General features: G+C 42.7%; 19 protein-coding genes and 1 riboswitch. Of the genes, 2 read left to right on the top strand and 17 right to left on the bottom strand.

Going from position 1 to position 19,894, the window contains the following annotated elements:
• Positions 1–22 precede the first annotated feature (22 nt).
• The 6 genes from CXF83_RS11775 to CXF83_RS11750 form a co-directional block, all read right to left on the bottom strand.
• Complete coding sequence (locus CXF83_RS11775) at positions 23–787, bottom strand: thiazole synthase (RefSeq protein WP_101092031.1); 765 nt, start codon at positions 785–787, stop codon at positions 23–25.
• Between the two features lies 1 nt (position 788).
• Complete coding sequence (gene thiS / locus CXF83_RS11770; RefSeq protein ID WP_101092030.1) at positions 789–992, bottom strand: sulfur carrier protein ThiS; 204 nt, start codon at positions 990–992, stop codon at positions 789–791.
• 49 nt (positions 993–1,041) lie between these two features.
• Positions 1,042–1,857 (bottom strand): HesA/MoeB/ThiF family protein, encoded by an 816-nt coding sequence (locus CXF83_RS11765; RefSeq protein ID WP_101092029.1) that lies wholly within the window; start codon positions 1,855–1,857, stop codon positions 1,042–1,044.
• Positions 1,844–3,451, bottom strand: coding sequence for a thiamine phosphate synthase (gene thiE, locus CXF83_RS11760; RefSeq protein ID WP_101092028.1), 1,608 nt, complete (start codon positions 3,449–3,451; stop codon positions 1,844–1,846). The genes CXF83_RS11765 and thiE overlap by 14 nt, the downstream gene beginning before the upstream one ends.
• A gap of 2 nt (positions 3,452–3,453) precedes the next feature.
• A complete protein-coding gene (gene thiC, locus CXF83_RS11755) occupies positions 3,454–5,478 on the bottom strand; it encodes a phosphomethylpyrimidine synthase ThiC (protein WP_101092027.1) in 2,025 nt (674 codons plus the stop codon).
• Positions 5,479–5,627: 149 nt separating this feature from the next.
• Positions 5,628–5,726: riboswitch (TPP riboswitch) on the bottom strand.
• Positions 5,727–5,894: 168 nt separating this feature from the next.
• Entirely contained in the window at positions 5,895–6,941 is a 1,047-nt protein-coding gene (locus tag CXF83_RS11750) for a hypothetical protein (RefSeq protein WP_101092026.1), read from the bottom strand.
• 366 nt (positions 6,942–7,307) lie between these two features.
• Here CXF83_RS11750 and trhA point away from each other — a divergent pair, with 366 nt between their 5' ends.
• A complete protein-coding gene (gene trhA / locus CXF83_RS11745; RefSeq protein WP_101092025.1) occupies positions 7,308–7,997 on the top strand; it encodes a PAQR family membrane homeostasis protein TrhA in 690 nt (229 codons plus the stop codon).
• 242 nt (positions 7,998–8,239) lie between these two features.
• Here the strand turns inward: trhA and CXF83_RS23055 are convergent, their stop codons facing one another.
• The 8 genes from CXF83_RS23055 to CXF83_RS11710 all read right to left on the bottom strand — a co-directional run bounded on the left by CXF83_RS23055 (position 8,240) and on the right by CXF83_RS11710 (position 15,263).
• A complete protein-coding gene (locus CXF83_RS23055; RefSeq protein WP_198553537.1) occupies positions 8,240–8,404 on the bottom strand; it encodes a DUF3861 family protein in 165 nt (54 codons plus the stop codon).
• 14 nt (positions 8,405–8,418) lie between these two features.
• Complete coding sequence (locus CXF83_RS22980) at positions 8,419–8,553, bottom strand: hypothetical protein (protein ID WP_269801709.1); 135 nt, start codon at positions 8,551–8,553, stop codon at positions 8,419–8,421.
• 104 nt (positions 8,554–8,657) lie between these two features.
• Entirely contained in the window at positions 8,658–9,467 is an 810-nt protein-coding gene (locus tag CXF83_RS11735) for a RecX family transcriptional regulator (RefSeq protein ID WP_101092024.1), read from the bottom strand.
• A gap of 413 nt (positions 9,468–9,880) precedes the next feature.
• Positions 9,881–10,681, bottom strand: coding sequence for a PhzF family phenazine biosynthesis protein (locus CXF83_RS11730; RefSeq protein WP_101092023.1), 801 nt, complete (start codon positions 10,679–10,681; stop codon positions 9,881–9,883).
• An 83-nt stretch (positions 10,682–10,764) separates the two neighbouring features.
• Positions 10,765–11,340 carry a YdeI/OmpD-associated family protein gene (locus CXF83_RS11725; RefSeq protein ID WP_101092022.1) on the bottom strand — a complete coding sequence of 192 codons (576 nt, stop codon included), beginning with the start codon at positions 11,338–11,340 and terminating at the stop codon, positions 10,765–10,767.
• 534 nt (positions 11,341–11,874) lie between these two features.
• Positions 11,875–12,360: a VOC family protein gene (locus CXF83_RS11720; RefSeq protein WP_101092021.1), complete on the bottom strand. Its 486-nt coding sequence runs from the start codon at positions 12,358–12,360 to the stop codon at positions 11,875–11,877.
• A 423-nt stretch (positions 12,361–12,783) separates the two neighbouring features.
• Complete coding sequence (locus CXF83_RS11715) at positions 12,784–13,728, bottom strand: hypothetical protein (RefSeq protein ID WP_101092020.1); 945 nt, start codon at positions 13,726–13,728, stop codon at positions 12,784–12,786.
• A 416-nt stretch (positions 13,729–14,144) separates the two neighbouring features.
• Positions 14,145–15,263 (bottom strand): multidrug effflux MFS transporter, encoded by a 1,119-nt coding sequence (locus CXF83_RS11710; RefSeq protein ID WP_101092019.1) that lies wholly within the window; start codon positions 15,261–15,263, stop codon positions 14,145–14,147.
• 98 nt (positions 15,264–15,361) lie between these two features.
• On the opposite strand from CXF83_RS11710, the gene CXF83_RS11705 reads away from it, so the two are divergent.
• On the top strand, positions 15,362–16,147 hold the full coding sequence (locus tag CXF83_RS11705) for an AraC family transcriptional regulator (protein ID WP_101092018.1): 786 nt from the start codon (positions 15,362–15,364) through the stop codon (positions 16,145–16,147).
• 171 nt (positions 16,148–16,318) lie between these two features.
• Here the strand turns inward: CXF83_RS11705 and CXF83_RS11700 are convergent, their stop codons facing one another.
• The 3 genes from CXF83_RS11700 to CXF83_RS11690 form a co-directional block, all read right to left on the bottom strand.
• Entirely contained in the window at positions 16,319–17,539 is a 1,221-nt protein-coding gene (locus CXF83_RS11700; protein ID WP_219621770.1) for a DcaP family trimeric outer membrane transporter, read from the bottom strand.
• Positions 17,540–17,823: 284 nt separating this feature from the next.
• Positions 17,824–18,177: a cytochrome c3 family protein gene (locus CXF83_RS11695; protein ID WP_101092017.1), complete on the bottom strand. Its 354-nt coding sequence runs from the start codon at positions 18,175–18,177 to the stop codon at positions 17,824–17,826.
• 28 nt (positions 18,178–18,205) lie between these two features.
• The gene (locus CXF83_RS11690; protein ID WP_101098005.1) at positions 18,206–19,726 is read right to left on the bottom strand and encodes a flavocytochrome c; all 1,521 of its coding nucleotides are present in this window, start codon (positions 19,724–19,726) and stop codon (positions 18,206–18,208) included.
• Positions 19,727–19,894: the final 168 nt, after the last annotated feature.

Genomic DNA, 19,894 nt, shown 5'->3' with positions numbered 1-19,894 from the left:
ATTATGCTCAGGCCAGATAGCATTAAACATTTAAAAAACCTGTGAGGGGGCTAGTGCTATTTGCATGCTTACTCTCACGACCAAGCCCAGCCAAATAAGCCGTTCTGCCAGTCTCTACTGCCTGAGCAAAACAGCGGCTCATGGCAACAGGATCGGCACTACTGGCAATTGCGGTGTTAACCAATACGGCGTCCGCGCCCAGTTCCATCGCTCTTGTCGCTTGCGACGGCGCGCCAATTCCTGCATCAATCACCACTGGCACATTAGACTGCTCAATAATCATTTTAAGAAATGGCTCTGTGGCTAAGCCTTGATTTGAACCAATAGGACTGCCAAGTGGCATCACAGCAGCGCAGCCCACCTCTTCTAAACGTCGACATAAGACAGGATCGGCATGCACATAAGGTAATACCACATAGCCTTGCTCGCATAAAATACGCGCCGCAGCTAAGGTTTCGATGGGATCTGGCATCAAATATTTTGGATCTGGATGGATCTCAAGTTTGATCCAGTGAGTGCCTAACATTTCACGGGATAAATGCGCCGCAAAAATGGCCTCTTTGGCATTACGAGCGCCCGCTGTATTAGGCAGCAGTTTTACCCCACTGTCTTGCAAGGGTTTTAATATATTATCGCTACCTGTCTTCAAATCGAGACGTTTAACCGCCAACGTTACCAGTTGCGACTGCGATGCACTAACGGCTGCAAGCATGTCACTTGCATGAGAGAACTTACCCGTTCCAGTAAACAATCGTGAACTAAACTCTGTATCACCAATTCTTAACACATTAACCTCCTGCAACGACTGAAAACACTTCTAACTGATCATCCTGCTGACACACAATATGCGGCCAACGGCTTCTCGGTACGACTTCAGAATTTAGCGCTAACGCCACCGCATCGAGTGCAATGGTTTGATGCTCCAATACCTTAACAAGTGACGTTCCAATTGAAACGGTTACAACTTCATCATTGAGTACAATGCTGATCATCTGTCTATCTCCTAGATCTCTAATCTTTAGATTGCTCACGGTTTGAGACTCATGACGCCCTGCACACCGTACAATCAGGGTCCCGTGCCAATTTTGCTTGCCGCCAAGTAAATTTAGCGCCATCGAATCGGTATAATTGCCCCAATAACTGATTGCTATCGACTTGAGTCTTTAGCTCATCTATCTGGTGATCCGCTTTTGCATTATGACTAAGCAATAAATTCAAGCTCATTAATGCCTGCATTGACGCCAAGGTGCCCACCATAGGCCCAAGTACGCCGACCGTTTGACAACTCTGACTGACGCTCATGTCGCTTGGGTATAAACAGTGATAACAACCAGTATCAGGACATTGTTGTTGGTTCACACTCAGTAGCTGACCTTGAAAGTTAGCCGCAGACGCTGATACCAAGGTGACCTTATGCTCAACGGCCAGCTGATTGACAACTTGCCTAACCGAAAAATTATCTGAGCAGTCCAACACCAAATCGAATTTTGGCTGATTGGCATTAAACAGCTCGACCCCATTGTCTGCCGTCAAATAGCGTTGAAAGCTATTGAAATGACAATCACTGTAAGTTCGCATTAGCTTTTTGGCTGCGACATGGGCTTTGTTGCCTCCTAAATCCTCAACAGTAAATAGCAACTGTCGAGGAAGATTGGAGCGCTCAATGATGTCACCATCAATGAGCGTTATCTGGCCAATGCCAGCGGCAGCCAAGTACTGCGCGGCCAAATTGCCTAAACCGCCCACCCCCACAATGAGTACATGAGATTGACTAAAGATGCTTTGCCCGCGTTCGCCCACTTCAGGCAGTAAAATTTGCCGTGAATACTGCATAAATGCTTGATCAGAGAGCGCCATTGCTTACTCCCAACGTCCATTCATCTGCCAATGTTTGATAGGCTTTTGCAGGATCATTAGCTTCAGTAACGGCTCGAACCACCGCCACATCATCAACACCACTGGCTTTCACCGCCGCAAGATTACCGACATCAATACCGCCAATAGCAACAATTGGCAGCTCTCCTTGCATGAGATCAACATAGCGAGCCAGCTTGTTTAGCCCTTGAGGCGCCGAAGGCATCTGCTTAGTGGTGGTGGGGAATATGTGCCCAAAAGCGATATATGATGGCTGGTGCTGCATTGCCAATAAGATTTCAAAATAACTATGGCTCGATAAGCCCAGTGCAATATCAGCTTCGTTAAGTCGTTTTATATTGCTTTCAAACAGATCTTCTTGGCCTAAATGCACACCGTAGGCTTGGTGCTTTATGGCCAGCTGCCAGTGGTCATTAATGAACACTTTCGCTCTGTAGTCTCGGCCCAGCGCGATTGCTTGAACAATTTTTTGCTCAAGCAAAGGATCGTTTTCATCTTTAACCCGCAGTTGAATAGTTTTAGCGCCTGCACTGAGCAGTTGTTGTAAAAGTTCAACCTCAGCAACCACAGGGTAAACGCCTAATGGCTCAACTATTTTTTTAAAAGCATAAACCTGCTTACTACTGGCATTAACGCCATAAAGGGACTGATTCGATGATGAAAGTGGCTCAATAAATGGATATGACAGCAACTCATTTGGCCAACCGCAGCGCGCTAAACAACCAGGCCCACTACCGGGTTGATAACTGTGGTGTAAACCCTGCGACACATAAGCTTTTGCAACCACAACGGCATCATTCAATACAAATCCATGTGCCATAACAGCAGTGATTGCCGATGACAATGTGCAACCAGTGCCGTGACTATTGTTAGTCGCTATTCTTGGCGATGTTAACCAAAAAGCCTGGTCTCTATGCACACTAGAGATCCCTGTCACTTGGTGGCAAACAAGCAAATCGCGGGCATGCTCTTGGTGCCAATGTGGCCCTTTATCGCCACCTTTAGCCAGCACCGACGTCGCTAATAAAACCGCAATCGAGGTTGCCGCCTTTATACTTTCTTCAGCTGTCGATAATGGACGCCCAGCTAAAATCGCTAACTCACTCACATTAGGCGTAATTAACGTCAGTAAACCTTTAAACGGACTAAAATCGAGTTGTGCACCTTTAGCCAGTGCGTCGCCGCAAGTCGCTACCATCACAGGATCAAGAATGACAGGTACAGCTAAGTTATCGCCTTGCCATAGCGCTAGTTTGTCCGCTAACCAGCTTGCAACGATATTAATCTGCAGCTGACTTGCCAATAAACCAATTTTAATGGCCTTTGGTATGAGATCCGCCGCTAACGTATCAAGTTGCGCCACGAGCATCTCGTCAGAGACCGCCTCAACCGCTGCCACCGTCACCGAACTCTGTGCCGTGACAGCGGTGATCACGCTGCAACCATGTGTTTCAAGATCAAGCATGCTGGCCAAATCGGCCTGAACCCCTGCACCGCCTCCGCTATCGGAACCCGCAATCGTCCACACTAATGGACGATTGCTAACAGGCCGTCGGCTAGAATTAACCTTCGCCATGACTATTCCTCTACAGCGACCTCTTTCGTTGCACTTTCAGTGCTAGCACCAGCTTCGTGATATAACTCAGCGCCCTTGGCCTTAAACTCAGCTGACATCTGCGCCATGCCACTGCTAATATCACTATCCGAAAGCGCTGATGTTTCAGTTTGACCGCTATAGGCTTGATACTCTGCGGGTGACTTAACTTCGACCCCCTTTGCTTCAACTTCTAACGCCAGCTTCTCTTGCGCTGCGGCGTAGTCGCGAACCTCTTGGCTTATTTTCATTGAACAGAACTTTGGACCACACATAGAGCAAAAGTGAGCCACTTTGGCTGACTCTTGCGGCAGTGACTCATCGTGATAAGCGCGAGCCGTTTCAGGATCCAAGCCTAAGTTATATTGATCTTCCCATCGGAACTCAAAACGTGCTTTTGAAAGTGCGTTGTCTCGAATTTGTGCACTTGGGTGACCTTTAGCAACATCGCCAGCATGAGCCGCAATTTTATAAGTAATAAGCCCCTGTTTAACATCGTCTTTATTAGGTAAGCCCAGATGCTCTTTTGGCGTCACATAGCACAACATTGCACAGCCATACCAGGCAATCATCGCCGCGCCTATCCCAGAGGTAAAGTGATCATAACCAGGAGCTATGTCGGTCGTTTGCGGGCCTAAAGTATAAAAAGGCGCCTCATCACAAATATCTAATTGCTTATCCATATTCTCTTTAATGAGGTTCATTGGAATATGGCCAGGCCCTTCAATGATGGTCTGAACATCGTATTGCCAGGCAATTTTAACCAGCTCGCCTAAGGTCTCGAGCTCTGCAAATTGAGCTTCATCATTGGCATCTGCAATCGAGCCCGGACGCATACCATCCCCTAATGACAGTGAGACATCATAAGCTGCACAGATCTCACAAATATCTCTGAAATGTTCATAGAGGAAGTTTTCTTTATGGTGCGACAAACACCATTTAGCCAGAATAGACCCCCCGCGCGATACGATGCCCGTGAGGCGTTTTGCGGTCATGGGTACGTAACGCAGCAATACACCCGCATGGATAGTAAAGTAGTCAACGCCTTGCTCAGCTTGCTCTATCAAGGTGTCGCGGAATGTTTCCCAGTTAAGATCTTCAGCAACACCATTCACTTTTTCGAGTGCTTGATAGATAGGCACGGTTCCAATGGGGACAGGAGAGTTGCGGATAATCCACTCTCGGGTTTCGTGGATATAACGACCGGTAGACAAGTCCATTACCGTATCAGCCCCCCAGCGGGTAGACCACACCAGCTTTTCAACCTCTTCTTCGATAGAAGAAGTCACTGCTGAATTACCAATATTGGCGTTCACTTTCACTAAAAAGTTACGTCCAATAATCATCGGTTCAGCTTCAGGATGATTGATATTTAACGGGATAATGGCTCGACCACGAGCAATTTCACTGCGAACAAACTCAGCAGTGATTGGCTCATCGATAACGGCGCCAAAGCTTTCGCCCTTATTTTTTTGAGTTAACATAGGGTCGGTCACCTCTGCCATTGCCATATTTTCGCGAATAGCGATATATTCCATTTCAGGGGTGATAATCCCTTGGCGGGCATAGTGCATTTGCGTTACGCGCTGACCTGACTTTGCACGGCGAGGAGGCACTAACGACTCAAAACGTAAATGGTCTAAACCATCATCGGCCAAGCGTTGCTGGGTAAAACCAGAGCTGACAGCGGGTAACTGTTCGGTATCATTTCGTTCAACGATCCAGTTATGACGTAATTTATCTAAGCCTTTGTGCACATCAATATTGGCATCAGGATCTGAGTAAGCCCCAGCACAGTCGTATACTTTCAGCGGTGGGTTAGCTTCAAATACAGGATTTTTCTCATCACCACTGAGCAAAGTGTCAGCTTGATGAATTTGGCGCATACCGACGTTAAGATCAACGCGGCTACCTTGAAGATAGATCTTCTCGGAATTTGGGTGTTGTAACGGTTTTAGGTTATCGATGAACTGTTGAGCTTGAGCTCGGGTTTCGCGGCGTTTAGACATTAGCAAACTCACTATTATAAAAATGAAGTTGCTTGTCAGGAGAAATGAGTAATTGAAAGTTGAAAATGAAACCGCGTCATAACGCTAATTCCAGATGCACTTAACCACCGAAATGTGACTGCTAGCAGCATTAATACAGCCGATACTATGCAGTTATTTCGCTTGTTACCTACGCAGGTTCTAGCCTGATCAGGTTCAACGGATCCCGAATAAACGGTCTCAGCCATATGGCACTCCGACAAGATGAGCCGGCAGTATAAGCCTAACAGTGACTAAGAAACAAGTACAAATCATTCACAAACCCCTGTTATGGTAAATATTTTTATTGACCCATAGCTTATTGATAATAATACGAATAATTTAATACTGCATATTAAACCACTATTTATCATGAAAAATTATCACCTCAAAAACGACTATTTTCGACTAATCATTCTCTTTTCTAATCGTGCTGAGATAGCGTCATTAATCGCTTTTTTAACTTTATCACCACCGCAGTTAAAGGGGTAACCGATATTTTCTGCGTAAGGGTTAATTTGGGTCGGCACCTGCACTATTCGAAAGCAGGTATCACCGTGACGTACGATACGGTTAGGATCGAGTCGATGATCTGTCGTGGGTATTTTGCTGTACTCATCTACCTCAGGAAAAACTAACTCTACCATGTCACCATCCATCTTACTCAAAGAGTGCGGCCCGCTATATTTATTGGCTTTATCGACAATCAGTGCGTCTAGTGCGGCATCATTTTTTCGTTGAAGATAGGATTGAGCAATAGCCATTGCACTACGGCGAGGAACGTACGTCGGCAGGCTCTTATTGATTCTTATGTCCGTTTTTTCCGATAAATCCGTTGTCGGCAGTATGGCTTCAATGGTGTTGTCAGCCTCCATCGCGGGTTCATGTACTGGCGATGTCTCGACAAGTTCGTCAGCCTCGCTGGGGTTGTCGCTATCTGTTGGCGAATGACGTGGCGATCTCACCTTACTTGTTGAGCTGTCGATGCTATCCATCACCTCATCTTTTACCGGTTTAGCTTCGACATACAGGTATGATTGGATTTTGATTGAGGCAACAGTTGTAACCTTTAGCGTTTGTCTCACCCAAAGCTGATTAATAATACCAATCAATACAATGTGCAGTAAAATAACCCATATGAATGATTGAAACAGCTGAAATGAACGCAAGCAAGAAGAGCGTTTCACGCCGCCTTTATCACGATTATCCGCCTCAACAACGACTTCAAAGATAGAGGTTAATTCCGCAGCGGTGTTGATACCAAACATAGGTTTAAATAGAGGATGGCTGACCGGGAGCTCAAACTGTTTATCAGCCCTAATGACCGCCAAAGTTGCACTGGCTGCCTCAGTGCTTACCGATAAACTGAGCAGAGGTTGTCCTTTGCCATTCTCTGCTGCAAGCGCAGTAAAAACAGGTGCTGAGGATCTGCTAACTGGTTTCATCCGATGAATAACTCTATAGTCCATAAGGTTCAATTAACGCCATGAGAAGACAAGGTTAACCTTAATAATGGCGTTATTTATAACGATTGACTCATGCTGATTTATTTAACATGAAGCTTGTTTGTGGCTGGTTAATTAAGCTAATTTATCAATGAATAATAATCACTTAAAACATTAGATACCGCTTTATTACAAAAGTTCAACATCGAGTGTTATTGTCTTTTTTTATCATTGATCATCACTAATGTAATGGTGATTGCATTGGACCTATTTTAAGCTAACACGTGTACGCTAAACTATGGCTATTATCATTAAAGCTGATACACTGCAGCTAATCGTGGTCAAACCAGAAGTCATTTACGCCCTATGTCTACTCAAGAATCAACCTTGTCGCCAAAGCAAACCCTAGTATCAAGTGCTAGTTATAGCGTTAAAGAAGAGCTAGCAAACAGCCTAAGTCATGGGTTAGGCGTTGTGGCAGGTGTTATCGGCTTGATTATGTGTATTTTAAAAGGCTATGAGCAATTAACTTTTGTGCAAATGGCAGGTGTAGTGATTTACTGCGGCAGCATTATTTTGCTCTTTCTTTGCTCGACTCTATATCATAGCGCAACAGATAAAGCTTTGAAGCATAAATTAAAAATTGCCGACCATTGTGCCATCTACCTGTTGATAGCGGGTACCTATACCCCTTTAATGCTGATTAGTTTAGAAAATGAAAATGGCAACGGAAATGCCAACTTGGTGCTCATTGCCATTTGGTCATTGGCAATCGGAGGCATTCTTTTCAAGACACTCTTTATCACTCGCTTTAAAGTCTTCAGTCTAGTCTTGTACCTTGCCATGGGTTGGCTCTGTGTCACCGTGATGAAAGAGTTAATTGCAGGAATGTCGCCATTAGGCTTTAACCTTCTCATTATTGGCGGGTTATTTTACAGTTTAGGGATTGTTTTTTATGTTGCTAAACGCATTCCCTACAACCACGCGATATGGCACTTGTTTGTATTAGGTGGCGCCATTAGCCACTTCCTCTGCGTTTACTTAACGGTCATTTAATCGTGTATAAATGGTCTTCATTGTGTATGACAATATAATACTAAATGACTGAGCTCTTATTTTAGACAAGGATTTGTTAGCGTATTGGCTTGATGTAGCGTAGAGGGTATTAGTCTATATATCGCGATATAGCTTTCTTCGAACAAAGACGACTTGTTAGCTTAGAGCCCCTATAACATTAACACTGTAGATGTCAGTCTCATCGATAAGGAAAAATAGACCACTTTCCTCAGGCAGCGAAACTATTTTTCTTTTACTGCACTTTTCACCATACTTTTTATATGTTGCATAAATGTCTTAAAATGGGGCATAAAATCTAAAAACAACGCATGTTTGCAATGTTCAATCATCACGGGACCTAATAAGCGTAGCGCAACAGCAACCTTAGTTGCAAGAGAGTCTTCCAACCCACTGCCTTTCTTTAAGTTTCTACAGCCTTGAACAAATCTTCTCTATCTTGTAACTCAAACTGTCGTGTTTTCCCCATTTCCTCTAGCGATACTCCCTCTTCAATGGTGACGCGGTAGCAATTATCACTTCGAATTTTAGTGGTCATCGTTATTGCCTCTAGTGTTAGGTGCTTATCGATATATTACTGTTTACAATATTTAAAATCGCAATACTGAGTACCATAATTGTTTCTTTAACGGTTTCTTTTAGTTAGTCATCATCCGGATTCATTGCTTCTTTTATTTCATCACTGCCGAACCCTTTCCGGGATAAATAGGCGTACGCTTTCGACTTTCCTTTATAATCCGATAAGTCATAGCGCTTTTTCGCCAACTCTTTTTTACAACTTTGATAAAAGTCGACATCTTCTGATAGCGTTAATTTGTACACCGTATCTTCAAAGTCACTCACATCAATCAGTCGCTGCTTTAATTCTTGCAAGATCAAGGTTTCGCCTTTACCTTTGTTAAATAGCTTGATTATTTCCGTTGTTAAGTCAACTTTGTCTGCTTTCACCGCTAATTTACTGCGCAGTGTTTCACGCTCTGGATGTTGTGATAATGCGTGATCTATTTCTACGCGAGAGAAACCTTTAGTGGTCATCTGCGTATAGACCTTTTCTTTGTTGGTGCCATAAAAGTTATCAAACTTGCTTAACAGCCTAGATGTGGCCATCTCAAACGCATCGACTTTTTGCTCGTCCATTACTTGCTCTATCGCGGTATCAATGTCGGTGACGGGAACGCCGCGCAGTTGTAACTTACGTCTTATTGCGCCTTTACCGAGTTCATTACTAAAGGCTACCTCGCAATAGCGCACCGCAAAGTCAAAGTCATTTTTTAAATATTCGTTCTCTATTAGTTTGGCGAGGACAATATCAATCCATTCTTGGTTTTCGGTTTTCCGTTCAAGCTTGGTCCGAATTTCATTAATGGTAAAATCTTGCTGACCAAGGTGCCAATAGGCGCTATTGAAAACGTTATCGATAGTTTTGGCTTGACGTAATGGTTGGCGCTGCATAACAAATTGATCTTAAATTAAAAAATAACCAAAAGCAGTGTAGCAGATCCCCGCGTTGTTGAGTACGCACTAGGTGTATCTTCGTACTCGAATACGATTTGACAAAAACCATATATGCCCCGGTTAACTCTGCTTGTATTAGGGAATGTGTGAGAAAAGTAGATGCAGATAAACAGCATATAAACGCGTCTTTACCCCCAACACTTCTTGGGCATTTTGATAGGCACTTACCCTAACCCACATCTTACATCAGTGGGTTAGTGCTTAGGCTTTAATTCATGAAATTCTGATTAGGGAATGTAAGAAGCTTACGGTGTCGCAACGCCTTAATAACAAATAAGATTGGTTGTAAAAAGTGCAAAGAGTCAAGATGGATGTTAAATTTTACATTTATTATCAAATCGTTACACTGCCTATACGTATAAAACCCCTTTCAACGTAGTTATCGCTGAACCAATCAGTTTCACTCGATTATTTGGCAATAATTCAACATTGACGAAACCACCACGGGCAGAAGCTTGATAGCCTTTAAGCTTGTTTTTCTTAAGCTTTGCTTCCCAATATACAGCTAAAGCACAATGTGCTGAACCCGTAACTGGGTCTTCATTAACACCAACCCAAGGAGCAAAATACCGAGAAATAAAATCAAATTCACTGGATACTGATTTTGCAGTAATGACAACACTACGGCCCTTTAATTTCTTTAAGCCATCAAAGTTTGGGTTTAACCCCAACAGCGTTTCCTCGCTGTCAATTTCGATAAAAAATTTTGAATCGAAGTGACCCAAAAAAATCACGTGTTCTGGATTGATCCCAAGAAGATCTAAGAGCTCTACATGGCTAGAAATACCCGGATTGATAGTGGTTGATGGAAAATCCATTTCAATCGTTTTATCTTGTACTGTGACCAGTAAAGCACCTGACAATGTGTCAAAAACTAATGTATCGCCAATCGCAACCAAGCCATTTTCCTTTAAAACATGTGCGACGGCCAATGTTCCATGACCACACAAGCTTACTTCTATTTTGGGTGTAAACCACCTTAATTTCATGTTACTTAATGATAAAAATGCAGTTTCAGAAACTGCCATTTCTTCTGCGATAGAAAACATGAGATTTTCATCAAGATCATTTTCTGATATACAAACTCCAGCTGGATTCCCTTTAAATGGCTTAGTCGTAAATGAATCAACTTGATATATATCTAATTCCAAGATTTCCTCCTTGCGTTGAACAACTTGGTTGCATAACGACTTATTATGCGTCCGTTTGAAAAACCTATTAAGCCTAATTCCACTTATTTAGGCTTTTCTTCGTGCACAAGCATGTTCATAAATTTTGTAAATCGCCTAAGTCTGGTTTCGGGTTTCTTCGCACTTTTCAATCCATACGCGATAGCATAACGACTCGATTTATTGAGAGTATCAAAAAACGCCTTAACATTCGGCTTGCTCTCCAGTGCCGCTAGGAAGTCTGCGGGTACTTCCATTTCACTTACCACATAGGCATTTTCCCAGCGACCGTCCGCTTTTGCAGCACGAATATGCACGAGCCCTGATTCCATCATCCGGCTCTCATTTATCAAACTCTCCGCATGCTCTGTATTTCTTTTAGACCAGTTACTGCGCGTTTTTCTGGGAGTAATACGCTGAAGGTAGGCTTGGTCATCGATTGACTTCTTAATACCGTCGATCCAACCCCAACATAGAACCTCAATCACGAGCTCATCCCAAGTCACGCTCTGAATCCTAGTATTTTTCTTGTATATCTTCACCCATAGTTCACTTTCAGAGGCGTGATTCACTTTGAGCCACTGACTGAGATCTTTCGGCGATACAAAGGTCATGATTCTCGCTGGATTGGCTTCAGGCATAAAACTTGATTCTCTTCGGGATAACGTCGCATTAAGCGCACTAAAATTGTTAGTTATAATATGGCCAATAAACATAACAAACTGTTTTGTTCAACAGCTTATTCAATAGCAGTTCGATAACGTTCTTGACTGTACGCTTATGTCAACCCAAGGTAGCATTGCTAAGCTATTGTCGTAAATGGGTTTATTTACGTAATTATTACCAATAATAGAGAGTATTTTGCAGGGAGAAATAGAGCCTGCTTGTTTACGAGGTCTACGTATCACTTTTTATCATTTCGCAGTAGTTTGATATAAATAGCTTTTATCAATTGTTACAGAGTCATCGGTAGCTAACGGCCGCATCTTAGTTTAGGGATGAAAACCCCAAACGAGGTGCATGAAAAAGCCAGCTGGGAGTACCAACTGGCTCAATAAAAACCGTCAACCTATTTTAGGACTAGGCACATAACGGGTTATTCGCAATGTTAATTGTAAATACTCGCTAATCTGTTCATATTCAAATTAGTCGTATTCAAATTAGTCGTATTCAGACTAATCGTATTCAGAAGAGTAAGTCTCTGAATAAGTGTGTGAGTAAAGCTCAAATAAGTTTCCAAATGGATCTTCAAGGTAAACCATTTGGTAAGGTTTGCTATCATCTTCAGGATGATAACGCATGATATCCATTCTCACTTTGCCACCGAACTTTTTGGTTCTTTCAATAACACCTTCAAAATCATCCGTTTCAAGACAAAAGTGAAAGATACCAATCCGAGAGAAATCAACTACGTGTCGCTCTTGGCGCTCTTTCATTTCAAATAGCTCAAAACCAATGCCATCGGTTGTCACTAGGTGTGCAATATTAAAGCCTTTAAAGCCTTCCCCAAAAACAGCAATACACATTTTACCGATTGCAGTTTCGCGTTCCTCTTCGACCTTAGTATTGCCCATGACAATCTTAAGACCAAGCGCATTGGTATAAAACTCAACAGCTTTATCCATATCCCCAACAAGGATCCCAACATGACTCATTTTCATAATATGCTCCAAAAACCTAGTTAACTGATGTGTTGTTTGTTTTGATGAGCTAAGTATATGGACAAGATAGCATTACGTAAAATTATAGTTATTTATTAAAATAATAATTTTACGTAATAACCAGATAGTAATGAGTGATAATAAACAGGCTTGACGCTCTCTCAGTGCCAGAAGGGTTACCATTCATTACCCGATGAGAAATTTTATAATAAGTTGAGACTCTTAACGCGGGGCCGAGGAAAATCAGTTAGCACTTAAGCCCTATGATTTACGGTTTTAACTACCACAAGTATGACTGTGGTAACACGCTAACGTCACTAACGCGGATCAAGTGTAGCGACGTATCAAACGACTTCGTAGATTACAATTATAAGCGCCTAATAAAGGACGTTCTGAATTATAGTATTGATATCCGATTCAATGTTATTTTTCATATTCTTCAATAACGCATTGGGGAGTTGGGAAATCAAATAACACAGGTTTGACCGGCGATATGCTGCCATCAAAGATGCCAATGACTTCGTCCTTTAATCCATGCAAAATATCATTGGCAGTTCGACCTGTCAGCTCAAGCAGTAATATCATTTCAGGCTGAAACGTAAACTGCTCTTCCAGTTCAAAAATATCACTGACGACTTTGTTAACATCAAGGCTAGCTAATTCCAAATGATGTTTTTCTCTGCGACGGATCAACGCATTACGGATAAATTCTGCAGCGCAGAGCTTAATAAAGTCGTCACAATATGCAGCATCAGCGAAACGCTTAACAAATGATGCCGGCGGTTTGGGTAAGACGGCTTCAGTTGAATAAACCGTCAATCGGCCAAGGATCATCGCTGCATAAAGCACGGCCAACTGTTCACTTTCAGAGCACTGCCGCACAAACTGACGTTTGGGTTTATCAAAGCCCAATTCATAACCGCGATCAGATGTGCCAAAAGCGTCACAGTAGAGATCAATATATTGTTCCCCTAAATCCGCTAAAGCATAAACGGGATCTTTGATGATCTGTGCCTCACCGGTTGTAACCAACGCAAAGGATGTGCCGAGGAAAAAATTGTAGGCGGTCATCTTTTTTATATAAGCAACCAATAACGGTCTTAGTGCATCATTTTTAGCGAGTACACTATAAAAACTAGCCTTACATACCTTTGGTTTTCCAAGCGACAGTCCATGCTCATCAACGCCGATAAAGCGGTAATCACGATACAACCTCCTCTCTGTTTCGACACTTTCTAAATCAAGATCTTGGGTTAGCGTTTCAATACCACGTTGCAGCGATCCCAGATCGCCGAGGGAATATTCAATCGTAACGGCGTGAATTTTCAATTTAACAATACCTTGTTTCCTGATTTTTTTACTCAACATATTTGAATGATGAGATAAAAATAATACTTAAGCTAAAATAGTAGCCATAGACCTAATGACTCTCCACGAGGTGCTAGTTTCCATTACGTGGGTTAGTTTAAAACCAGAGCCTCCTGTTATATGTGTTCCACATATAACAGGAGGCTCGTATGACCAATAATAGCATTATTTCTTTCGCTCCAGATACCCATAAACAATCCATTTAATGAGTGTATTCACTTGATAGTATTAAAAATAATAATCTAGGCGCGAAAACTAACAACGGAAAAAAATTTAAAAAATGTGCAAGACAGTTACAATCAGAATACTGCGAAGTAACTTTACACTTAATACATGAAGCGGGTCCCTGCGGTGACTAATGGTCGTCATAATGAATAGCAATCATTACTCAATGATTGCTATCTGACCCGAACTCACTATTTACGTGAGAGTGTCACCAACACCGCCACTACAGCGCAGGCGATTAGCACCAAGCCTAAGTGTTGAGCAGTACCAGCCAGCGCCAAACCACTGCCAATAAGCAGATAATACATCAACCCAAATATCGCAGCCGCACTGCCCGCTTGCTGTTTATAATTGACTAAAGCCAGACTTAGTACATTGGGGATCGCAATAGCAAAAGCCATCACAACCAACATCATTGGCGCCAAAAACAAGATAGAGTCGAGCAACATATACACCCCAAAAGCTCCCACGGTAAGTTGAACAGCAGAGAGCCAAAGCAGAGAGCGTGCAGACACCTTTTTGGACAGAAGGACTTTGTTAAAGTAACACCCCATAAATGTGCCAAGGCCTAACACCATTCCACTGTAACCAAATTGCTCTGAATCAAATCCCAGTTTTGTAAAGATAAACCCACCAAGTTGATAATAAGAAAACAATGCAATGTTATATAGCGCAACCAATAATGCAGATTGCCAAATGTGAGCATCTTTCAACATTAGAACACTTAACTTACCCAGCGCTAAAGGTCGCTTTTCACGCTGAGTTTCAGGAAGCGTAAATACATTAAGGATCAATAAGCCTAATGCCATCATAAATAGAGCTAAGAATATATAATAGTGACCACCCGCTTGCGATAATTGACCACCCAATAACATCCCCACAACAGGACTAATAGAGAGCCCAAATCCCATTAAACTAAAGACTTTAGCGAGGTCTTCGCCTTCAAATGCGTCACGCAACATCGTCTGGGTCACAACAGAGCCAACGGCTATTCCGAATGCACTTAATGCTCTTGCGACCATTAGAACGGTGAAGTTTTCTGTTTGCATTGCTAATAAAGCGGCGCAGCCGTAAATAAACAGTCCAATGAGCATTGTTGGTCGCCTACCCCATGTATCCGACAATATCCCCCAGACCACAACGCCAATAGCAAATGCAGTAAAATAGATAGATAATGTTTGAGCTGCCTGCGCATAAGTCACTGCAAATGATTGTGAAATGGAACCTAACGCTGGGCTATAGATGGTTTCCACTATTTGAGGAAACATCAACATGACAACCATCAACCATAAAGACGGTTTAGTGTTCATTTTGGAACCTGTGATTAATTAACTTGGCGGGCAGTATAGATGTGGCTATCCTTTAGCTATTAACAACATTAATACCAAAAACATCAGAATTCGGACAAATGGCGATTATTAATCCACAAACCCAGTTCGACGCAGATAAAATGGCCTCCTCCGTAGTGGGGATCGCCATCAATGTCGGTGCGCATGACTCCGGGATGCATCAGCACAGCAAAGGGCAATTACTCTATGCACCACAAGGAAGTATGACCTTTGCCTTAGAAAACTCTATCTGCATATTGCCGCCAACAAAAGCGGTCTGGATCCCGCCGCATACACAGCATCGAGCGGTGATGACGAATGTAGTCGCTTATCGCTCGCTATATTTTGATTGCACCATGTTCCAATGTCCAAAAGACATCACCATGTTTGAAGTAGATGCTCTGTTAAAAGCGTTAATTGATAAAATGGCGCTATGGCCATGGGATAAACCCGATGACGAAACAAAGCACACTATTGCACTTTTTTGGGAGGAATTTTACGCCGCTAAACGCTATGAGTTCCAACTCCCTTTACCTTCAGACCGCCGATTACAAAAATTCCGCCAACAAATGATACAAGAAACTTTTCTTCCTCCATCGCTGACCTCTGTCGCGGCTTCCATCGGGGCAAGTACCAAAACAGCCACCCGATTATTTAAAGCAGAAACAGGAATGTCCTATCAAGACTGGAGACAGCAATGGCGTTTACTCAAGGCAATTGAGTTATTGTCTAGAAAAATGCAAGTCAGTAACGTTGCTGATGGATTGGAGTTTTCCTCTGATAGCGCTTTTATCGCATTTTTCAAGAAACAAACGGGCCAAACACCACTAACTTTTATGAACAGCAAAGCAGAAACATTAGATTAGGTTCCAATGGTATCTGGCAAGGTCACTTAGTAATTATTTAAAAACAATTAGTTAACGACACGTGTGGTAACAGATAACTTAAATATACTAAATAAAAAGGAGGCCTTAGGCCTCCTTTTTATTACACTCACTCTTTGTCATCATGCTGTCAACAATAATGACTCCTGTAAGCTAAAGCACGTATTTTGCTGAAAACATCAATCGATTAAGCTCACCCTCAAGGCCGCTTTCTTTACTGTTCTTAGCATACATATATTCAACCCCTAGCGTTAATGGTTTTATAGGGGAGTAGAGCAAGTTAACATAGCCAGAATATGAGTCTTTGTTAACGTTTTCGCCGGTCAAGCTGACATCATTATCTGCGCTAAAGGCTGATGCAGTAACACTTGAACGCCATTTTCCATTCCACCAATGGCGGTAAGCAATAAAACCGCCATAAGAGGTAATCGCTTCAATATCGCCATCAGAATCGATAACCCCAGCATTCACATAGTTGAGTGCCATGTAACGACCAAGACCCTCACCGTAGGTCGCAGTAAATTTAATGTCATCTTTACCAACGGGTAAGATGCCACTTAAACTCACGCCGTAACCCAATGCAGTCGAATCTAGCTGAGTTCCACCCTGCTTAGTTTCTATATTGAGCTGTCTTCCTATACCGGCAAGAGATAGCTTGGTGCCACCGTCGGTCTTAATGTTATAACGTGCCACAAAATCAGGCACCATACCACTGCCACTCACCATCCTCGAACCAGTTTGGTACTCATTTAAGGTCGTTTCAGGGTTTTCTACTGAAAATTGGAAGCCACCATTGGTGTAACGTATTTGAGTTTGACGTACAAAAGGTGTCCCTTCTGCTGCTCCAACAAAATCAAGATTCTCTGGTAAGGCTGCAGGGTTTTGAAAAGTTGTCCATGTTTGACCAAAGGTCCATTTATCAAAGCTAACAAACGCATGACGAATTCGCGGAGAATAGCTATTAGACACGCGTTCATTACCATCGGCGTGAGTCATGAAGTCTAGTTCGATAAATCCTGTTAGTTTATGACCCTCTATATTAGTGATGGTCTTGAAATTAAACCTAGACTCTCTTGCCTGAAAATCAATAACTTGACTTCCATTACCATCAACACCATATATTGTGCCTGGTACATAGAACTGTCTAGAAATAGCTCCTGAACCTGGAGCACCATTACTATAATCACTCAACATTGCATCGACTTTGACATAGCCACCAAACTGCATATCAGTATTGTCTAAAACCGCTGCGTTAACACAAGTAGCAGAAAAAGCACTCGCCACAAATATTCCAATTAAGCTCAATCCTCTTTTATTTTTATAGAATTGACTATTGATCGAGCTTTCTTGAGTTGCAAACAAACATTTATTCATCACATCACCATTATTTTTATTGTTAAAAAATAACCTTCTCTAAAATAAAATAACGTAGAGAAGGCGTTCCACATAGACACCGTTCAACAGCAATAAGCCAGTGAAGCAACTTCGTGCGCCAATTGGTGTAATCAAACATCCGGGTCCAAACTACTTTTGCAGGGAGCAATAGACTAGGCGTTTATCATTATGAAAAGCCCAACCATATTAAGAAGACAAAAACTCAATATGGCGGGTGACTTCGGTACAAACCGAAGATGGAGAACTCGCTAAACGGCAGTAGACTACTCTTTGAACTTATCAAACTTAAAAGTATGACAATTGCTGCACATTGGCTTTTTAGATGTATGCTCGCCATGACACTCTTGGCAAGGTAACTCTTTACCGTAATGCAGGTTGTTATGTGGATTCTGCCACTTATCTTCTTCGCTACGCGCTGTTTGCTCTGCTAAGTCATCTACATCATGACACTGCAAACATGCTTGATCTGATGGAAACTGTTTGATGCCATTGTCGTGGCATGTTTTACAGTCTTTACCGATCACTTCTTTATGGTGGTCTCGCACCTCTACTGCTTGTGCAGATAGAGTTAACAGGCAACCCAATGTTAGCGCTAATACCGCTTTAAATTTACTCATCACTCATTCCTTTTATTATCTGGTAAATTTAGGCTTTCATGACGCTGCGTGCAGCTGTCATACCCATCACCATGCATTCCGGAATTGAGCAACTACCTAAACGGCTCACACCATGAATACCACCACAGACTTCGCCGGCTGCATATAGACCAGCAATAGACTGACCAGTGAAGCTGTCTTTCACTTCAGCGCTAGTATTAATCTGTACACCACCTTGGCAGTAATGCACTTTCGGCCACAGTCTTACCACTGTGAATGGCGCTTCGATAAACTTATCTTTAGCCTTGGTCATATTCTTGCCAAACTGCTTATCATCACCAGACTTAACGTATTCGTTATACTCTGCGATCTGAGCTTTCAGCGCTGTAAGCGGCACATCAAAATGTTTGGCTAGTTCTTCAACTGAATCGAATTTCCAACCTACGTTGTACTTGATTACTTTTTTAGTATTCGGATGCTTTTTAGAATCCTTATAGCTAGTGATCAAGATTGGAGGCATGGCTTTACCCTGCTCGTCACGGCAAGCTAGCTCAGCATCTGCACGCGTCTTACGGTCAGCAATTTCATTCATGAAACGCTTACCCGTTAGGCGGTTTACCGCCATTGAATGAGGGAAATTGTAGATAGTGTAGTTAGACACATAACCGAATCCACCTTCATCAGGTGACGCCCAAGGGCCAGATTGGATGTGCGCTAAATGTACTGGGATGGCGCCTAAACGGAACATCTCATACATACCTTCGCCCGTAGCACCGGGTGCGTTAGTACAACCCACTTCAGCTGTTAACGTTGGATCTTGCGCCATACGTAAATCAACGTTCTGGGCAAAGCCACCTGTTGCCATAATCACGCCGCGCTTGGCACGGATATTAATCACTTTACCTGGCTGATCTTCTTCAAAGTGATAGTTTTCGCGCATTTTAACGCCAACAACTTCGCCTTGTTCACCCACTAAGAAACCTTCGAACTTAGCGCGGTTATGAGTATGAACACCGAGTTTACGACATTCATTAAGTAGCGGTTGAGTAATACCAGCACCACAACTGACGGTAGTTTGATAAGTACGTGCTACCGAGTGACCACCTAACTGCTGCAGATAAGGATGGAATTCAGAGCCTGCATCTAATGTCATTTGCAGTGCTTCTACTGCATGCGAAGCCACGTGACGAAGTAAAGCTTCATCAGCGATACCACGGCCAGATTTAAGCTGATCTGCGACCATGCGGTCAACTGAATCTTGAACGCCTTCAGTTTTTTGCATTGGCGTACCAGGCGCAGCAAACAAACCACCATTAATGGCTGAGTTACCGCCAAAGTACGACATTTTTTCAAAAATATGTACGTCTTTTGCGCCTTTGCGTGTGGCTTCAATTGCCGCCGCTAACCCCGAAAAACCGGAACCAATAATAAGGACTTCAACTTCTTTATCCCATTTAACACCATCCGCTTTCTCAGAAATGGCCATTGCTGGTGCAGCCATTGCAACACCAGCTGCAGCTCCCATTCCCTTAATGAAATTGCGGCGTCCTAGCAGATCTTTATTACTCATCTGTCATCATCCATAGTTATAATCGACAACGAGATCATAATGCTGGAATCGATTCCAAAATGAGAGTTGCAATATGGTTTACAAAATACAACACATTTGTAATCAAGAAGTTAAAGGAAGGTTCCATATTTTTGTTTTTAGGGATATTAACTGAATTTTGGACTTGGT

It is taken from the genome of Shewanella sp. Choline-02u-19 (assembly GCF_002836205.1).
GTDB lineage: Bacteria > Pseudomonadota > Gammaproteobacteria > Enterobacterales > Shewanellaceae > Shewanella.
This window is presented reverse-complemented; position numbering and strand designations above follow the sequence as displayed.